The sequence below is a fragment of the Streptomyces sp. NPDC101227 genome, from assembly GCF_044767545.1.
Classification (GTDB): Bacteria; Actinomycetota; Actinomycetes; order Streptomycetales; family Streptomycetaceae; genus Streptomyces.
The window spans coordinates 1-18,415 of sequence record NZ_JBIWOD010000031.1 but is presented as its reverse complement, the minus strand read 5'-3'; the positions used below and the strand labels follow the sequence as shown (position 1 = coordinate 18,415).

Here is an 18,415-nt window from a genome sequence, read left to right as displayed (position 1 = left end):
AGGAGGTCAAGAGTCGTCTTCCCTGGCTGCCAGCGTTCCAGCCGATCTGCGAGTTGCCGGCTGATGGTGTGCTCGACGAGGCTGAGCGTGCGCTTCAAACGCAGTTGCATCGGGGGATGCTGGTGCGCAAACGACGGTCGCTCGGTGCGTGTACAGACCGGGGCACGTGGGTGCGGATCGAACGGCGCGGCTTCGACAAGATCGGCAGTCAAGGCTGGAACGGCACCGAACGCGCCGCTCTGCTGGAAGGAGTGGCCAAGCCGCAGTGACACCGAGGTGCCGCTTGGAGACAGCCTGGGGACGCTGTGATGTGGCGGGCCGACGAGACGGATCTCTTACCCGGAGCGCCGATCGGCAGTTGTTGGCCGGCAGAGCTTGGTAGCACTGGGCGAACCAATGCTTGACCCACGGCTGCCCGGTGGTGTCCCTGGCGGGGAAGGCCCGAATCAGCTCCAGCAGGTCGATGTCGGACGCCACCGCGTGCTCCGTCAGAAAGCCCCGAAGCTGAACGTAGTTGTCCTGCACCTCGTGCTCGGCCTGGCCGTTCCGGTCCGCCACGGTGATCACGAGCTCGTAGCACCGGTTCTCGATCAGTTCCGCTTCGGGATCCTTGGAGAAGATGAGCCGCGCGGCCTGCTCCGCGAAGGCAGACGGTCGGTCGTGCTCGATCAGGAGCAGCTCGGTATCGCTTTGGGCGATACGCAGAGCTATGGGCCAGCTCTTCAGTGGCACTCGGCACCAGCGGAAGACATCTGCATGCGAGGTCACCTCATGGCAGCCGTCCTCAAGTGCCCTCCACAGCAGGCGCTTCACACCAGAAACCCAGGCCGCAGGAAGCCCTACGGGGTCGGCCGAGGGTTGAGGGGAGCTCCAGAGGGCCTTCTGCTGGTTGACCGGGATCCCGGCTAGTCCTGCCGCCAAGAGTTCGAGCGTCATGTTGTCGTCGGCCAGATCCGGCGATACCTGTTGCAAGCGTGATAGCTGCGCAGGGTTTAAATGCCTCCACCTGGTCGACCTCCACGGCCAGCAACGCCGCGATCTCGGTCACACACGACCGTAGAAGTTGACGCAACGGCAAGGTCACCCCAGAACCCGTGCCGGGCACAGCCGTTGCGGGCGCGGCGCAACTGCATCATGCGAATCGGTCACGGCATTTTGGCGCCCTTCGTCCTTCCGAGGGGCGAGCACTGATAGCGCAGTCCTCTGCCTACGATCCTGAAGCGATCGCGTCCCTGCGTGGACAACGGATTCGGCAGCTCGAACACGCGACGCTGTTCCGGATCGAGGGCGGAGGTGATCAGCAGGATGCGGTAGCGGCTGCCCTGCGCGTGGCGGCGCGCGGCGTCCACCTCGGACGGCCCGAGTTCGAATTCGATCCGGTCGGCACTGGGGTCGCTCAGCGCCTTCACCTCGAACAGCCGTGTGGTGTCGCGCCAAGCGACCTCGAAGTCGTAGCCGAGACCGTCGGACGCCTCGCGGTCTTCGTTCAGGAGGGCGGCATAGCCCGACCTCCATCTCACTTCGGTGTAACGCCTCTGGAGCCAGGCCAGCGCGGCCACCTCTCCGACGAGGCCGATGGCCGACCGCTGGTCCTCGCTTGTCTGCTTCATGGTCGCGACGACGAAGCGCGCCTTGCCGGAGGCACCTCCACGCCGTGGTGAGGGCACACCGGCAATCGCATCGAGACGGACCCTGCCGGACTGGGCGAGGAAGGACTCGTCGATGGTTCTCGACGCGACGTCCGCAATGGTGGAGAGTTGATCACGTCCCACCGTGACCTCCTTGTCCCCGATCGTGATCGTGCGCGGCGCCGCGCCACGCAAGCCGCCGAGCCCCGTGGACCACCCCGGCTCCCGCGCGAGATCCCTGCCGGTCAGGCCCAGTTGCACCGGGTCGGCGGCGTGTGGCATACCGGCGGGCCATCCCACGGCGCGTGCCACCGCGTCCAGGAGCTGGTCCTCACCCAGCTGCAGTAGGTCGTTCAGTCCGGTTCCCTCCAGGAGACTCCTGGTCTCCAGAAGTACGGCACCGTGCCAGCCGACGGGTACCGGGACTCCATGGCCGCGGCACCATGCGGCCACCAGAGGGCCCACTGCCGACACGAATGCGTCGAGCGAGGCGGCGTTGTGTGCGCGAAGCCGGTCCACGGGCGGGAGTTGGGCGGGGCGTTCCAGGTCGTCGTCGGCGCCGTGCCCACGAAGCCACTCCTGCACCCTGGCCCGCATGACGTCCTCGGGCGGGGCGACGAACCGGGTCAGCCAGCCGGGGTCGGGTTGGAGGCCCTGGAGGCTTCGGGCCGCCACGTAGTCGGAGGTGTCGTGGCCCTCGCGCGCAGCCGCCGCGTACCGCTCACGCAGCCGGTCCACGAGAACCTCGGAGCGTGCGTGCACGAAGTCGCCGAAGACCTGCTCGTGGAGCTCGGGATAGGAGTACGGGGTGTATCCGGGGCCGAGCGAGGCCAGCGCCGCGTTGAACTGCTGGAAGCCGAGCCCCAGTTCGTCGCGCAGCTCGGCCGGCGTCGTGGACGACCGGGCGAGGGCCACCAGGTCGGCCGCCGGAATCGGAAGGTGCGGGGCGTAGTGGCCGACGGTCTCGACGAGCTCGGGCTCGCCCGCCGCCCGGCCGAGGACGTGTGAGGCGTCGTCGTCCCAGGCGTCACCGGCCAGGCAGGCCAGTACGGGACGCAGCAGTCGCACCGTGTCCTGAACGTCTCCCGTCAGGTTGCGCCTGATCTCTGCGACCTTGGCCTCGGTCGTGTCCAGCGCCGTCGCGAGGGTGGCGTCGTCGATGCGCGGCGGGTTGTGGCTGCCGAAGTGCCGCTCCAGCTTGACCAGGATCAGTTCGAGTGCGTCCTGCAACCAGGGACTGCCCAGCAGCTGCGCAAGGGCCGGGGTTGCCGCCTGAAGTTCGTCCCACCCCGCGTCGCATCTCCAGACGACCACCGTGGGGTGCGCGTCGTCGGGCAGCGGCAGCGCACGAGTCGTCGGCGGAGGCTCCGTCGGCACTCCCGAGACGGCGATCTCCACATCGTCGGCATGGACCACGCGGACGGTGCGCAGTCGTTCTAGCAGGGCCCGGACACCGCGTTCGCTGCGGCGCAGGAACGCTCCGGATTTCAGCTCGACGGCGAGCGCCACCACGACAACCAGCCACTCGCGGCCGTCGACGAGGGGCGCCGCGTGTCCGGCGGGCGTGATCGGGCCACCTGCGCGATGACGTGCCTGGACCTGCGTGACCGACGTGCGTGCCATCCTCAGCCCGTGGACGTCGGCCATACGGGCGATGGCTTCACCGTTCTCCGGCGGGGCGACGAGGACCGGATGACCCGCCAGCTCGACGAGTGCCTCCTTCAGCGGGTCCGCCTCGTCACAGACGTGGACCGTGACCTCGTCGGCCGCCGGCACCGTGGTGGCGAGTGCCTGGCTGCGGCTGACGACGATCCGCGCCTTCTCCCCGGGGCTCCACGGCCAGCACCCGGTCTGCGCGACATTCGACCATGCCCGCCCGTAGTGCTTCTTGAAGGAGACCCTGAGGTATTCCGGCACGTCCCCCTTGTCGAGCAGGTCAGCGAGTTGCTTCACGGCCGCTCCCGCGTACTGCGGGTCGTCCCAACCGCGGAGCCCCAGCCGGCGGAGCCGCGTGGCCACTGTCGTGTCGCTGAGCAGACGGCGGGTCGACAGAGGCAGCGCGGGGACGAACGCCGGGAGTTCACCGTCGGTGCTGATCCACGCCCGGTCCGGGGTGACGAAGTTCGGGCCGCCCGCGTCCGCGTCCTCCACCGGAAGCCACGGTAAGCGGCGCAGGTAGGAGGCCAACGGCGTCGGCCAGGTGTGGGCGTCCTTGAAGGTGTAGGCGGGTCTGTGCACGGTGACGGCGAACGTGTCGTCGCCCCAGGTGCGCAGTCCGTGCATCAGCAGTTCGGCGAACTCGCGCCGTGCGACGGAGCCCAGCCCGGCGACGTCGGTGGCTCCCGGCAGGTGAGCCGGCGGGCGTTCGAACGCGTAGGGCGTCCAGGGGTGCGCGAATCTGGTCCATCCCGTCCGGACGTCCGCGGCCCATGCGGCGCCGAGTTCGTCCCCTAGCTCGAAGCGCGCGGCGAGGTGCGCAGGGCGCAGGTCCTTGCCGTTGAGGGCCCCGAGACGCTCGCCGACCGTGGCCGGCCTGAGGCCGTCGCACACGCCGATGGCCTCCAGGAATTCGATGTACGCGGCCCGGTCGGACACCGCTGCGGGCCAGTCGTCGGGGCCACTGATCCACTGCTCCCGCTGGGCGGCGAGCGCCGGGATCCGGGACCCGCCCGCATCGAGGAACCGCTCCAGCCGCCGCGCGCCCTCTGTGCCCCACCCGGGCGAGAAGGAGCAGCGCGTCGCCCTGCCCCAGCCGCCCGTCGCCAACGGGAGCCGGAAGGCAATGCGGGAGAGCCGTCTGCGCTGCGCCTGAGTCAGCAGGTGGAACTGCCGGAACGCGAAGGTGAGGGCATCCCGGCTCAGGGCGTCCGAAGGACGGCCGGAGAGCAGGTCGTGCAGTGCGTCGAAGACCCGGTCCAACTGGTAGGGCCGCACCAGCTCGTTCCGCTCGAGGAACTCCCGCCCGCCGCCGTCCCAGGGGATCGCCGGATGGGTGAAGGAGATGCGACGCCGCAGCGCCTTGAGGTCGCCGGGTACCCGGGTGACGGCGTCACCGCTCTCGACGTCGGGATGGAAGAAGACGGTCTCGTCCTTCCGTCCGGGCTCCCTCGAGCCTCCGAGCGCATGTCGCAGCCGCCCGTCCTGGTCCAGGATGATGCTTCGGCCGCGCAGGACGCCCGGGTCTCGGCCGAACGCCCAGGCCACATCGCTGTAGAAGTCCGCCCACCGCGGGCTGGCCGTCGCCTGCGCACCGTCCAGCAGCGTCCGGGCCACCTTCTCGACCCACTCGGCCGTCACGAGCGCCGGAGGGCGCAGCGGCTTCGCGAGCACGGCCCGGCACAGTCTGTCGAGACGTGCGTGCCGGACAGGACCGACGGACGGAGCGAGCAGGTCCGCCCCCGCGCGGGTGAGCGCCTCGGTGGTGAGGACCCGCCAGGAGCGCTTGCCGTCCGGCCAGGCGTACGCGTCCTGCAGCGAGCCCCACGCCTTCCCGCCGTCCAGTGGCACGATCGGTTCGGCGGCAAGCCCCTCGTTCAGGGCCGCGTCGAGCCGGGCCGGCGGGTCCCAGCACATGAGGTCCAGGACGAGGTCCGCTGCCGTGCCGTGCGGTGCCTCCGCGCGCACCCGACGGCCCAGTTCCACTGCCAGCCGGGCGAGTTGGTGGAGCAGGAAGTCGTTCAGGCCCACGGCCTCGCTGATGTCGAGCCGGGCCAGTTTCGTGAAGAACGGGGCGTGCGCATGTCCCGGGAACGGGGCAGGAGCCGCGGCGGACATCGGCAGGAAGGTGTACATCCGCCCCTGGGTGAGCGGTTTGTCCAGCCGCAGCGCCACACCCACCCACGCCTCGGTGTCCCAGTGCTCCCATGCGCCGTCGATCTCGCGTGCCCGGACACTGCGCCTGATCGCGTCACGCAGCGCACCCGGGTCGAGCGTCCGGCGCGCCAGCAGATAGCGGCCCGCTTCTGCCAGATCGACCTCCTGAACCCAGTCCTTCTCCCGCGCCTCGAACAACTCCGAGGGCTGTTCAGCACGCGAGAGCACCCGGCGGCTACCGGCCGGTGAATCGTCACGCACCTCGACGAGGAGCTCGGCGACGCGGTCGAGAAAGAGCAGGAGGGGCACCTCGCCCTGCACCATGTCCGCCGCCTGGGCGACGGCGAGTTCCCAGGCGTGGGCGTCCCGCAACGGAAGCCTGATGACGGTGGAGTACCCGTCCTCGGCCAGTTCCTTGAGCACCGGATCCGTCGCCTGCGCCGGTACCGGCAGCGCGAGAGGAGAGACGTCCTCGATCACACGGGCCGCGAGCGCCGGATCCTGCACGAGTGCGTGCACGTCCTCGGGCCTGGCGAACCGGAAGCAGTAGCCGTCCAAGTACGGGGAGGTGCGCGAGGACTTCGAGTAGATCTCGGGCCAGTCCGTCAGCTGCAGCACACTGCGGAAGCCGAGCCCCTTGTTGCCGATGCCCTCACCCGCCGCCTTGCTCGACAGGGCCAGCTCGGTGATGGCGCGAAAGTTCTCCTCGGTGAACCCGGCCCCTTCATTGGCGACGTACAGGACACCGCCGCCGCTCTCCTCGGACACCGCGAGGACCGCGATTCTTCCAGGGCCTTCGGCGGTCAGGGCGTCGTGCCCGTTCTGGACGAGTTCGAGGAGCGTGCGGCCCTCGTACTCCTGGGCCGTGTCCTCACTGACGGACTTCAGGCTCTCGGCGAACCGCCACACCTCACCCGCGTCCCGGTAGATCTCGATCCGCCGACGGGTCAGGGCGATCACGGCCTCCCGGAAGCCGTTGCCGTCCGCGGCATCCCACATCGATGTGATGGCTGCTCCCCCCGCTCCGCACACACCACGGCGTACACCTGCCGGGATCGACCCGGCAGAGCCATCAAACCGGTTCAGGGCTCATATTTTCTGGCGAATCCCGATCCTGCTGACGAGCGCGGGAGACGGTGGCGCTGAACCAGGAGCTGGCCCAGGGCTGGCGGCGGTCCTCCGCAGCGCGGTGTTCGGACTCGTAAGGGGCGCCACGGACGGGACCTCGGTGTCCGCTGCGCGCCTTCGCTCCCGAGCTATCCGTTGGGGAGCCGTGTGTCCAGTCACGTCGAAGGCTGCGGATTGAATCTTTAGGCAGTGTGTGACGAGTCTGGTGACTGGTCGGCGTCCATGTCGTTCCGCCCGTCGTGAGGCGGGGTGATCTCTCCGACGCAAGTGGGCTCGGCTGAAGCCGCACCTACCGAAGAGCATTGGCGCAGAGGGTGGTCGAGTTCGGGGTTGGCGCGTTGGGCGGCTGGGGTGAAGGAGCTGGTGGTGATGATGGGGGCCTGTTCACAGCGGTGGTAGGCGCGGGTGGTGCCGTCCACGGCGTAGATGACGAGTTCTCGTACGCGGTTCGATGGCGCGTAGCGCTTGCCCTGGACGTCGATGCGGCGTCCGTCGGCCAAGGTGGAGCAGGACGTCGAGGGCGCGTTCATTGGCGCCGCCGGAGACGGTGGCGGCGCGGACCGAGGGGTCGCGGCGGGCGAGGTCGGCGATGGTGTGCTCGACCTGGGTGCCAGTCATGTGCTGGTAGGCGGCGATGTTGTGGAGGCACTCCAGGTCGTACGGGTTTGTCTGAGCCCCGAGCATCCGTGGTATCGGACGCTGCCAGCTCGCCACCTCGCCACCTCGCCAGCGGCTTCGGGTCATGCGCTTCCAGGTACTTGGCCGTAGGGGGAGCGCTGCGCTGGGACTGGTGTGTCGGGGTGTCAGCAGAGAATAATTACCGCATTGGGGGCGAGGGTTGTTGCCTCCTGCGCATTCCCTTCGGAGGTACGTCTGTATGCCCAGTTCGCGAACGACCGGAGCCGCGCAGCGCGGCAGCGGTGGCGCTGCAGGGGGCAGTGACCCCGCGCTCGACCGGTTGAAGGTCGTTCTGGACAGTTGGCGCAGTTCCCTGGTCGACCTTGGCGGCCGCAACCGCCTGCTGAACTTTCGCCATACGAGGACCGCCACGCTGGAGATCACGGCTCCTGACCCCACTGAGGTGTTAGCCGGGCTTGCTCGCGGTTGGTCTTTCGCTCCAGTCAAGGACGATGAACCCGTCGAAGGCAGCGTGGTCGGAGAGCCGGTGGCTCCGGGCGGCGGGAAGGCGTGCGACACCACCTCCACGGCCGGCGGCCGCGAACGCATCTCCGGCCTGGTGACACAAAAGAACACGCAGGCGGGGCTGGGCGCGTCGCTCTATCAACTGCGACAGAAGTCCGGCCAGATGTACAACGACTACGGCCTGTGGGTGCTCTGGCTTGGCGTTGGCATGCTGGACTGGCGGGAGGAGGGCGCTGAGGAGACCAGTTCCGCTCCGCTGGTGCTCGTGCCCGTGGAGCTTCGCCGGGACGGCCGACGGCAGACGCGTTTGCACCTGGCGGAGGACCAGGATCGGATTCTCAACCCCGCGCTCGCGGTCAAGCTGGACCGGATGGGCGTCGACTGGAGCTCGGTCGCCGATTGTGACGTGGCCGATCCAGGTGGGGTTCTTGCCGCCGCCCGGGAAGTCGCGCGAGGACAGGACGGCTGGTCGGTTGACGAGCGCGTGGTAATCGGCCTCTTCGCCTCGTACAAGGAGGCGATGTACCAGGACCTCCAGCAGAACCAGGAGCGCATCCTCGCTCATCCGCTGGTCCGGGCTGTCGGCCTCGGACCCGACGCGGGGTTGCCCGACGATCTGATCGGCTTCGAGCCTACCGAGCTCGACCGCATCGATGAGATCCAGCTGCCTGAGCGGACCCCACTCGTGCTGGACGCGGACTCCTCGCAGCGGCAGTGCATCGCGGCCGCGCTGGACGGCCGTTCCTTCGTGATGAGCGGTCCGCCCGGTACGGGCAAGAGCCAGACGATCACCAACATGATCGCAGCACTCATGCACGCCGGCCGTTCCGTCCTCTTCGTCAGCGAGAAGGCCGCGGCGCTCGACGTGGTCCGCAACCGGCTGCGAGGTGTCGGGCTCGGGGACTTCGTGATGGCCCTGCACAGCGGCGACACCAGCAAGAAGGCCGTGGCGACGGAGCTCGAACGGGTGCTGACCACCGAGGTGCGGATCACCGGCGCGGCCGAGCACGAACTCGACCGGGCCCGTCGGCTGCGCGAGGAACTGTCCGCCTACGCGGCGGCCATGAACCAGACCCGTGAACCGCTCGGCCGTTCCCTCCACGACGTCCTGGGCCGCCTGGCTCTCCTGGAGCGGGCCGATACTCCGCAGCTCACCCTCGGCGCACGGAGCACCGACACGGTCCGGCGGCTCGGCGCCGGGGAGCTGCAGGCGCTCATGGAAGCCGCCGGCGCCGTCAGCCGGTCCTGGCGCCCGGCAGCGGAGGGCGAGGCGTTCGTCTGGCGCGGGTTGAAGGGGGCCGCCGCCCCCACCACGGTCCTCGCCGAGGCCGCCGATGCGCTCGCGGACCTGCGCACGGCTGCCGAGCGTCGCCCATTAGCGGTCACGACTCCCGAACCGTGTACCGTGCACGACGTACGGCAGACCGTGCTGACTCTGCAAGCGGGCCTGCCTGAGCGGGACCCAGCCACGGCCGACACGGTTGGCGGCGAACTGTCGTACGACGTCTCCGGAAGCCTCGCCCAGCTGGCCGAGTTGTTCGGACTGCCCAAGCCGGAAACCGCCCAAGCCGCATTCGGCCTACTGGAACTCGCCGATCTGGCCTCCGCGGCGAAGCGGCCGCCTGCGCGATGGTTTGATGAGGAAGGGCTACGCGAGGCACATCGAGCTGCTCTGGAGCTGCGGGACGCGCTCGCCGTCCGTGCGGCCGCCCGCGCGGCAGCGGGAGACGTTTTTGGTGAGCAGGTGCTGGAGGTCGAAGAGTTGCCCGCCCTGGTCGAGAGGTTCACCGAACAGCACCGGGGTGTGTTCGCGCGTCTGTCCGGCCAGTATCGGGAGGATCGCGCGGCGGTGGCCGCACTCACGTGCGACGGCGCCTGGAACAAGACGCTACCTCAGCGTCTCGACGACGCCCTGGCCTGGCAGAACACTGCGGCCGAGGTAACACGGCTGGTGGCACGCCACGAGAAGGTGCTGGGCGGCTACGTTTCCAGCGACGAGAACGAACTGCCCGCCCTGGAAGCGGTGCTGGCAGCTGCGGACCGCATCGCGGAACTCACCCGCGGGATGGCTCACCGAGACCTCCTTATTGCCTGCCTGGCAGACGGCACCGAGCCCGACCCGTTGCCGGGGCTGCTGGCCCGTGGCATTCGCGGCGCGCTGGCCGGCTGGTGCGACGCGGCGACGCGTCGTTCCGCTCGCTGGTCGGAGTCCTCGACCGCGCTGAATGACCTCTTCGAGAATTCCCGCCAGGTTCAGTTGTCCTTCTCCCTGTTCGGTACCTTCGATCAGGCCCAGCGGGCCGTCGACGAACTCCGGGCCGACCCGCGCGGCCCAGAGGAATGGCAGGCATACCGCGCCGGACTGGCCGTCCTGGCGCGTCACGGTGCCGATGCAGTCGTCCCGCGTGCCGTCGAACGAGGCATCCTGCCTGATCGGTTGCCTGCGGTCGTCGAGCAGTCGGTGCTCAAGTGCTGGGCCGACGACCTCCTGGCCACGGATACCCGGCTCGCCACCACCCGCTCCGCGGACCTGGACGCCCGGGTAGCCTCCTTCCAGGAGGCAGACCGCCGACTGGTCGCTGCCGCGAGCGGTGCCGTGATCGAAGCGTGCAACAAGCGCCGACCACGTCGGTTCAGCGGCGGGGCGGCCTTGGTGATCAAGAAGCAGGCGGAGCTGAAGCGACGCCACATGCCAGTGCGGGAACTGCTCGGCCAGACCCGTGAAGTCGTCCGACTGATCAAGCCGTGCTTCATGATGAGTCCTCTGACAGTAAGCCAGTTACTGCCTGCGGGCTTCCACTTCGACGTGGTGATCTTCGACGAGGCGTCACAGGTCCGCCCAGCGGATGCCGTCAACTGTATATATCGGGCAGGCTCTCTGATCGTGGCCGGCGACGAGAAGCAGCTGCCGCCCACATCCTTCTTCGACTCGGCCGTCGACGACGACTCCGACCAATATGACGAGGACATTCCGGACAGTTTCGAGTCGCTGCTGCACGCCTGCAAGGCGGGCGCCCTGCGCGAGCTGTCCCTGCGCTGGCACTACCGCAGCCGTCACGAGGGCCTGATTACGTTCAGTAACAAGTCCTTCTACGGCAACTCCATGGTGACCTTCCCAGGAGCACTGGACCACGGCAACGACATCGGCGTCGAGTTCTTCCACACACAGGGCGTGTACGACCGCGGTGGCCGACGCGACAACCGTGTGGAGGCGGATTCCGTCGCCCAGCGGGTCATCCATCACTTCGACACGCGACCCAACCGCACCCTAGGCGTCGTCACCCTCTCCCAGGCGCAGGCAGCGGCCATCGACCAAGCCGTCCAGCAGGCCCGACTGCTCCGCCCCGACTTGGACCACTGCTTCACCGAGGACCGGCTAGACGGGTTCTTCGTCAAGAACCTTGAATCCGTCCAGGGCGACGAGCGGGACGTCGTGATCATGTCGATTGGATACGGCCCCGACGAGCACGGCAAGCTCGGGACGAACTTCGGTCCCATTAACAAGGGGGGCGGCTGGCGGCGCCTCAACGTCGCCGTCACCCGGGCGCGTTTCCGCATGGAGGTCGTTGCGTCTTTCCGGGGCAGCAGCCTGACCGACAGCGCGAATGAAAGCGTTCAGCACCTCAAGCGGTATCTGGAGTACGCCGAGAACGGTCCCGCAGTCCTCGCGCAGGACGTGACGCAGGGTGACGCCGAGCCGGACAGCCCCTTCGAGGAGTCGGTCCTGCAGGTGCTGCGCGAATGGGGCTACCGCGTTCAGCCGCAGGTCGGTGTCGCGGGATACCGCATCGACATCGGAGTGCGCCATCCGGAGTTCCCTGGTGCCTACGCGCTCGGTATTGAGTGCGACGGTGCGATGTACCACTCGTCCAGAACGGCTCGCGACCGCGACCGTCTACGGGAGGAGGTGCTTGCCGGGCTGGGCTGGCGGCTGCACCGCATCTGGGGCACCGATTGGTATCGTGGCCGGACTGCCGCCGAGCTGAGGCTGCGTGAGGCGATCGCGTTGGCGGTCGAACGGGGACTGATGTCGGATTCCGCCTCGGCGGATCCTGCGATGAACAGGGCGGTCGCCACCGAGGACGGGGCGGGGAACACCACCGACACGAGGCCGGCCGCTCCGCTCTCTGCTACGTCGGCCTGGCCCGGTTCTCCGGGACCAGGGAACGGGACGCTGCAGACGGCCCTGGCGCCCGCGGAGCATGAGCGCGTTCCTGTCGACACCGAGCCCGACCGGCCGTGGAGCTCCCTGTACGAGACGTGCGAGATGACCGTGTCCTCACCGTACGAACTGCACACCCATGAGGCCCGGCCCGCGCTGAGCAAACTCCTGGCCAAGGTCATCGGTATCGAGGGACCCATTCACGAGGAGCTCTTGGTGCAGCGCGCCCGGGAGGCTTGGGGCGTCGCCCGGGCGGGCAACCGGATCCGCGACAACGTGAGGGAAGCGGTGCGCGGTCTCGTCCGTTCAGGGCAGATCACCGTCGACGGACAGTTCCTGGACGTGGCAGGCCGGGAGGAGCTGGACGCCCGAGTTCCGGGGGAGGGCCACACCCCCCGCAAGGCCGCGCACATCGCTTCGGCCGAGAGGCAGCTGGCGTTGTACGAACTTGCCGCGGAGTGCCCAGGCATGTCGCGGGACGAATTGGTCCGGCACGCGGGCGAGTTCTTTGGCTGGCGTCGCATGGGCCGGGACATTCGCAGCTTCCTGGACTCCGACATCGACGAACTGCACCGCGGGGGCAGGCTGAGGGATGCGGACGGACACATCACGGTGGTCGGGTGACGGCACCGTGGTGGACCGGATGCGCCATCACGCGTTCGGCGTGCGGGGGAGCGGCGTGCAGGGGCTCCTTGCACGCCTGGTTCATGCAGCCTCCCGTTCGCGGCAGTTGTTCTCCAGCCACTGCTTTATCTCGTTAGGCCAGAACCGCAGTTGTTGCCCCACGCGGAAACTTGGGATGGCCTGCTTCTCGTGATTGTCGTAAACCCATGAGACGGGCTTCTGGAGAAAGTCAGCCAAGGCTGGCACTGTCCACATGGATTGGTTCATAGCTGTCCACTTCCGTAGGCGGGAGTGCGACACATTAAGGACGGATCGCGGCCGTACCAAACGGCCCCGTAGATCACCGTCCGGAGCCGTCGTGGTCCCCTCCAGAGAGGAAGCCCACGTGGGGCCGGTGACTCGCTGTGGGGATCGAACGTGCCTGGCCCCGGTGCGTCGGGAACGTCCGCGTCCGTCAATACCAAGACTCAGCACCGATCCAGCACAACGCCGCCGACCGGCCCGGAATGGACGGCAGCGGAAGTCAGCACGAAGTCAGCACGCCCTGGCTTGGGCTCGTTCGGAGTGAACGAGCCCAAGCCGTTGACCTGCATGTTTGCCATCGTGTCCGGCGTCTGCTAATCGTCCGCATCCCAGTTCGAAAACATCTGGCTGCGCACCAAGCGCAAGAACGCCGACGGCAAGGTGGTGGGCGGCTCGGGGGGCGTCTGCTACCTGTACTACCCGGCGCGGCCGGCGGCTAGGCAGCGGCGGGTGCTGTGGCAGCTGGGAATCCGCTGAGCATCTGCACCCCGAAGGTCGCCCCGATGAGCTCGATGACCTGACGGCAGCGCTCGCTGCCGCCGAGGGTGGGGTGGCCGTACCGGTCCACCGTGATCTTGAGGGAGCTGTGGCCCATCCAGCGGGGGACCTCGTGGATGGGCACGCCGTTGCTCAGGGGCGCGGTGGACCATTTGTGCCGGAGGTCGTGCGGGTTGTAATCGGGCAGCCCGAGGCGTTTGAGCTCGCGCGAACCCAGGACTTACGGAAAAGGTCCGGGTAGATCATGCCTCCGGCCTGATTCCGAATGGGCAGCCTTTCGGCAATCGGCTCCAGGGTGGCGGGCGCCGGTATATCGCGCCATTCGCCCTCTTTTCGATACTTCAAGGGAGCGTAAAGGTACCGTACTTACCTGAGGAATTCTTGATACGCACAACCTGCCGCCGGCAACGCAACGTGCCGTCGACGATGTCCTCCGGAAAGACTCCCAACGACTCTCCGATACGCAATCCACAGCACACCATGAGCCACACAGCAGGCTCCAGACGTGGACCCAGACGGGTGGAGCGTTCCTCCAGCCCGTCGATCAGCTCCTGTGCGTTCTCCTGGAGCACGGCGAGGCCTTCCACAGCTTTTCCCATGGGGAAGGGATGGCGGGCCACGTTCGTATGTCTCACGTGGGGAACTCGCCGAGCCAACCGCCCTGCAGAAGATGCTTGGGCAGGTACTCCGACTCGACCTCGATCGGGATTTCCCCGTCGTAGGCGAGGCAGGCAACGGCGAGCGGGCCCAGAGCGATACGACCGTCGGGGTCCGTCGCCCGGTCCTCGTCGGCGGTCCAGTACGCCTTGTGTAGCTCCAGCGCCTCCACCAGAGCCTGGTTGAAGCCCTGCTCATCTTTGGTGACGAAGCGGTGGAAGAGGTTGATCGGTGGGTAGAGCACGGCCTGAAGCAGAGGCCGGGGAGTGGCCGAAGCCGCTTCTGGGTGCGACGTCTCGATCGCGGCGATGAGCTTGTCCACCAGACCCGGCCGCTGCAACCAGTACGTCTGCAGGACGTCCACCCAGTGGTAGATGTACTCGTCGTACGCCCCCTCTGGCGAACGGAGACGGTCAAGCGGGATCTCGCACAGTTCCGTCATCCGCTTCTGGTCCCGGCACACAACCGCCAACCAGAACGACGTCAGCCAGTTACCCGCGTCAGCGAAAGAACTCGGACCGAGCGCTGGGATATTGCGTAGCTCCCGGTCGATTCGGCACTGGACAGTGCCCTCGCTCACGCCTGCCGCGGCGAACATTGCAGAGCCCAGCTGCATCGCGTTGACGACCGCTTCCCACGTCTCCAGCTCCGCGGATCGCGGATCGATCGTGCAGCGGGCTTGCAGGTACAGAAGAGCGGTATTGAACGTAGAGTCGATCATCTCCGAGGACTACTCAAGTTCGTCGATATCCTCCAGCAGGTCCTGGCTCAGCTCCTGCGCCCACTCCGCAGCATTGGGGCCTGGCGCACGATGCCGGGTGACAGTAACGGTCACAGAAGATCCCTCTTGGTGATGTCGAATCATCGATGCTGGTGGCCAGTGTATTATCCCGGAATTACTCTCGTCCTTGACGACGACATACTCTAGCTTGTCCTCTCTGGGTGCCTTTTCGAGATGCCGCACGAGACGCTTTTCCACGATGTTGTGCTCGCCGCGCTTATTCGTTTCCGAATGATGTCGAGGAAATATTCCCAGGAGACCTGAGACACGCTCCTTCCGTTGGGCAGGTTGCGAGCACTCAGCCTGGTTTCGACACTACTTTTTGCCTTGACGGCGGCATACCCGCCATCTTTCCGCTTCCAGACTTGATCGAACGCGGCCTGCGTCTGGTCCAGAGCATCGAGGTGCTCGGCCGGATTGCCGAAGGGCTGGACATCCCACTCCCTCACCTCGCGTTCGCTCCCGCTCAGGACGAAGTCAGCTCACCCGACACGATTGAGCACATGGGCAAGCTTCAACTGGGTTGGCCCCATAAAGTGTCGACAGCACCCGAGCACGAGGACGCTGTGCGACACCGCGAATTGCTGGCCAGCGGAGGTGGTCCGTGTTCATTGCCTGCTCGCGCCGGCTGGCAGTTGCTCGCCAGCACAGTGCAAAAGGTTGCGCTCGACCTGGCTGACTCCCCGTCCGTGATGACCAGGACTCGGATCGCCAGGGACGCCGGCTCCTGCCTCTGGGAGGAAGGAGACCCTACGGGCTGCCGCAGACATGGCACCTCCGTGTTCGACCGGCTCCCAGGCAGCTACCCCCAGGGGCGGTCCGATCCCGCGCAGAGGCCCTGCTCCACCAGCTCAGCGGACGTCCTTACGAGCATCTCCGCGACACGCCGGCCCAAGGACACCCTCTAGCCAGCAGGGGGAAGCTTCGGCTCACCGCCGCCAGTTGGGGTTGGGCAGGCAGTCGGTCATCACCATGATGCTGAGGATCGGCGCATCCTTGCCCGATCTGAGTGTGAAACGTTTTGCGGTGACGTCAGCTGTTCCCGCGACGCCTGCCTTGGATAGCGTGATTGCCACGTCGTCAGCGCCGCGCTTGCTCGGCCTCGCCGCTGATCGGATCTGACGGCGCTGTCGGCGGGCCCTGCCGCGTAGCGTCGGCGCTCACCCCACTAGCGACAGTAAGACGCGTTGTCCACGATCACTCCGATGAGCTCGGCCGCCGCGATTTCGTCGAGCTCGACCAAGCCTGCTTCCTTCGCCTGCGCTTCGGAGTCGGAGATCTGATCCGTCGGCTCCCATCGGAGGCTCTGGCTGAACAGTTCGTCATGCTGCTCGCCTCGCAGCTCGCGACGCCTCAGAAGAAGCCCCTGGTCGTCGGTCGCGGTGTAGTACGAGATGCGCCCCTTGGCATCGACGGCGTTGAGGACGGTGTCGCTGAGCTTGCTGAGGGGCGGGCTGTCGAGGTGGCCTTGCAGGGTTCCGGGCCGGAACAGCACGCCTGTCAGGTCGAGGAAACCGGCGTTGTCACGAACGAACTCCCCACCCCGTTCGTAGAAGAGAACCAGCGGCTCGTAGAGATCGGGGAGGTCGGGAATCGCGGCCGGGTTTTGTGCCCGGAGCTCCGCCATACGCACCGCACCCGCACAGGTGCGCCTAACGGCTCCGCTGGGCACATGACCCAGGTAGTCGTCAAGCTCTGCAGTAAATTCCAAGGGAAGCTGAAATTCCGGGTCCACATACTGTGTGGCATCAAAGAAAGGCCACTCACTCTCGACTGAGTAAAACTGGGCCCACGTGGCCGCTCGCCGCATATATTCACGCAATAGAATGCGGCGGGAAACTGCATGCCCGAACGCGTAATCCCAGTCCCCTATCCATTCCACCGCCCGAAGACGATTCAGTACGGGGGGTGATGTACGGTCGGTCACTTTAGCTCAATTCCCTTCGAGCGCAGCTCATCGAACAGGGCTACAATCACTTCGTCGATATTTGCGAGATTGGGTGATAATTCCACCGTTGGAACGTCGAGGTCGAATCCAGCCCAGTGACTGAAGCCGCCACGGCGCTCACTCAAAGACAGGTCATGGGCACCAGCGTCCGCCGCCCTTTCGGGCCACACGTGAGAATATCCGGATTCGCGCGGGTTTTGGAAGAACTCCCAGAGGTGCGGTTCATCACGCAGATACGGCACGCCCGCCTCGATCAGATGGCTCTCCACGTATTCATGAGCAATATAGCGCTCGAACTTGATCGTTTCCTCAGGGGTCAGGGTGCGCTTACTGGCCGCCTGCCAAATCTCGGCGATGTCACTGCGAGGTGTGAAATACGCCAGCCGTGCGTCACGAGGTGCCTGGGCCACCACGTGCTGGGTGAGGAAGAAGTGAGTGCGGACGCGGTCCAGCACCGGAGTGCTGATACCGGTATTTTCGGAAATATTTCTGATATCCAAGGCGCCCGGGTTGGTCCGGATCTCATCGTAAAACCGTGCCGCCTGCGCATCTTCGGCAGGGGGCTCGACGACGTAGCGAGCGCCGTCCGGCCTGGCCTCGGACCCACCGGGGAGGATCGGGCTCTCGGGCTCGTGCGGAACCGGCCCGTTGCCGACTGCCTCGTCGCCGGCGTGGCCAAGGTCGTCCACGCCGTCGGCGCCGGGTAGGTCGTGTCCGCCGCCGGTACCGATGGGGCCGTGGCCCTGGTGCGGGACGGCCTGGCCGTCGCTGGGGCTGCGGCCGCCGCTGCCCGTGTCGCTTGTTTCGATGGTGCGGCCGGCACCGCTGGTGGAGTTGTCCGGCCCGCCGGAGCCCGGGGTGTGGGCGGTGCTCCCGCTGCCGCTCGGGGCGTGATTGTTTGTGGGCATGTGGTTGTCAGTGGTGCCCCCTGGCGCGCTCTGGCCGCCGGCGCGGCCCACGGGGACGTTGTCGCCAGGACGGGTGCTGCGGTGGAGCGCGTTGTCTCTCACGTGGGCTGGTTCGGGCACGTCCGAGCCGACGCGTGCGAAGTCGTCGCCACGTCCGCCGACACCGGCCGGGACCCGCTGCTCCTGGCGGGCCGGGGCCTCGATTCGCGGGTTGTCCGCGCCCGTGGTGGGCGGGGTGGGCTTCTCCTTGTAGGCGTCTTCGGCGCGTTGGAGGAGCCTGCCGTCCTTGCCATAGAGGTCGCCCTTGATATCCGTGTAGTTCCCGTTGAATGGGTCCTTCACTGTGTTCGGCGGGAGGGTGACCGTGTCCTTGGGCAGCTCGATTCTGTCGCCCGGGAGCTTGGTTGCCCCTTCTGGAATGGCGGCGCCCTTGGGCAGCTGGATCGTGCCGTCTGGTAGCTTTTCGGCGCCTTCGGGCAGGCTGAAGGCGCCCTCGGAGATCTTCGGGACCTCGACGTGGCCGAGGTCCTTGAGGCGGGCCATCACGTCGCTGACCTTTGACAGGCTCGCGCCCGCGCCCTTGATGGCGTAGGTCATCGGGTCGACGGCGCTGCCGACCTTGCTGACGGCGGACAGTCCCTTGGCGAGCGCGCCGGCCTTGCCCGCGCCCTCCACGGCGGCGCCGCCGCCGCGGGTGAAGACGGCGGTCACGACGTTGAAGGAGACCGCGCCGGCGGCCCGGGAGCCGTTCGTTTCCCATTGGTCCCAGGCCACAAAGGCCTTGCCGGTATCGAGCACCGCGGTTCGCGAGTCCCGCAGCCA

General features: G+C 67.3%; 8 protein-coding genes and 4 pseudogenes. 3 read left to right on the top strand and 9 right to left on the bottom strand.

What is annotated here, in order from left to right; translation table 11 throughout:
* Nucleotides 1-22 precede the first annotated feature (22 nt).
* Nucleotides 23-359: pseudogene (locus ACIRPT_RS39400) on the top strand (hypothetical protein); the annotation flags it as partial.
* A gap of 124 nt (nucleotides 360-483) precedes the next feature.
* On the opposite strand, the pseudogene ACIRPT_RS39395 reads toward ACIRPT_RS39400, so the two are convergent.
* From ACIRPT_RS39395 to ACIRPT_RS39380, 4 genes and pseudogenes are all read right to left on the bottom strand, one after another.
* Nucleotides 484-936: pseudogene (locus ACIRPT_RS39395) on the bottom strand (hypothetical protein); the annotation flags it as partial.
* A 209-nt stretch (nucleotides 937-1,145) separates the two neighbouring features.
* Nucleotides 1,146-6,440, bottom strand: coding sequence for a sacsin N-terminal ATP-binding-like domain-containing protein (locus tag ACIRPT_RS39390; RefSeq protein WP_403836473.1), 5,295 nt, complete (start codon nucleotides 6,438-6,440; stop codon nucleotides 1,146-1,148).
* A gap of 311 nt (nucleotides 6,441-6,751) precedes the next feature.
* Complete coding sequence (locus ACIRPT_RS39385) at nucleotides 6,752-7,069, bottom strand: restriction endonuclease (protein ID WP_403836515.1); 318 nt, start codon at nucleotides 7,067-7,069, stop codon at nucleotides 6,752-6,754.
* A complete protein-coding gene (locus tag ACIRPT_RS39380; protein ID WP_403836523.1) occupies nucleotides 6,954-7,253 on the bottom strand; it encodes a hypothetical protein in 300 nt (99 codons plus the stop codon). Before ACIRPT_RS39380 ends, ACIRPT_RS39385 begins: the two co-directional genes overlap by 116 nt.
* 193 nt (nucleotides 7,254-7,446) lie before the next feature.
* Between ACIRPT_RS39380 and ACIRPT_RS39375 the strand changes: the two genes are divergently transcribed.
* Complete coding sequence (locus ACIRPT_RS39375) at nucleotides 7,447-12,498, top strand: DUF3320 domain-containing protein (RefSeq protein WP_403836471.1); 5,052 nt, start codon at nucleotides 7,447-7,449, stop codon at nucleotides 12,496-12,498.
* A gap of 633 nt (nucleotides 12,499-13,131) precedes the next feature.
* A pseudogene (locus tag ACIRPT_RS39370) lies at nucleotides 13,132-13,278 on the top strand (peptidase C39 family protein); the annotation flags it as partial.
* Here the strand turns inward: ACIRPT_RS39370 and ACIRPT_RS39365 are convergent.
* The 5 genes and pseudogenes from ACIRPT_RS39365 to ACIRPT_RS39345 all read right to left on the bottom strand — a co-directional run.
* Entirely contained in the window at nucleotides 13,238-13,486 is a 249-nt protein-coding gene (locus tag ACIRPT_RS39365) for a tyrosine-type recombinase/integrase (protein WP_403836513.1), read from the bottom strand. The pseudogene ACIRPT_RS39370 and the gene ACIRPT_RS39365 sit on opposite strands and share 41 nt — an antisense overlap.
* A 154-nt stretch (nucleotides 13,487-13,640) precedes the next feature.
* Entirely contained in the window at nucleotides 13,641-13,919 is a 279-nt protein-coding gene (locus tag ACIRPT_RS39360) for a hypothetical protein (RefSeq protein WP_403836469.1), read from the bottom strand.
* A gap of 11 nt (nucleotides 13,920-13,930) precedes the next feature.
* Nucleotides 13,931-14,677: an immunity 49 family protein gene (locus ACIRPT_RS39355; protein ID WP_403836467.1), complete on the bottom strand. Its 747-nt coding sequence runs from the start codon at nucleotides 14,675-14,677 to the stop codon at nucleotides 13,931-13,933.
* Nucleotides 14,678-15,905: 1,228 nt separating this feature from the next.
* Nucleotides 15,906-16,664 (bottom strand): hypothetical protein, encoded by a 759-nt coding sequence (locus ACIRPT_RS39350; protein ID WP_403836465.1) that lies wholly within the window; start codon nucleotides 16,662-16,664, stop codon nucleotides 15,906-15,908.
* Nucleotides 16,661-18,415 (bottom strand): annotated as a pseudogene (locus ACIRPT_RS39345) (hypothetical protein); the annotation flags it as partial. The gene ACIRPT_RS39350 and the pseudogene ACIRPT_RS39345, both read right to left, overlap by 4 nt.

Excerpts from the sequence above, each read along its gene's own strand:
- ACIRPT_RS39380 (WP_403836523.1), bottom strand. The coding sequence starts at position 7,253 with ATGCTCGGGGCTCAGACAAACCCGTACGACCTGGAGTGCCTCCACAAC.
- ACIRPT_RS39375 (WP_403836471.1), top strand. The coding sequence starts at position 7,447 with ATGCCCAGTTCGCGAACGACCGGAGCCGCGCAGCGCGGCAGCGGTGGC.
- ACIRPT_RS39390 (WP_403836473.1), bottom strand. The coding sequence starts at position 6,440 with ATGTGGGATGCCGCGGACGGCAACGGCTTCCGGGAGGCCGTGATCGCC.
- ACIRPT_RS39355 (WP_403836467.1), bottom strand. The coding sequence starts at position 14,677 with ATGATCGACTCTACGTTCAATACCGCTCTTCTGTACCTGCAAGCCCGC.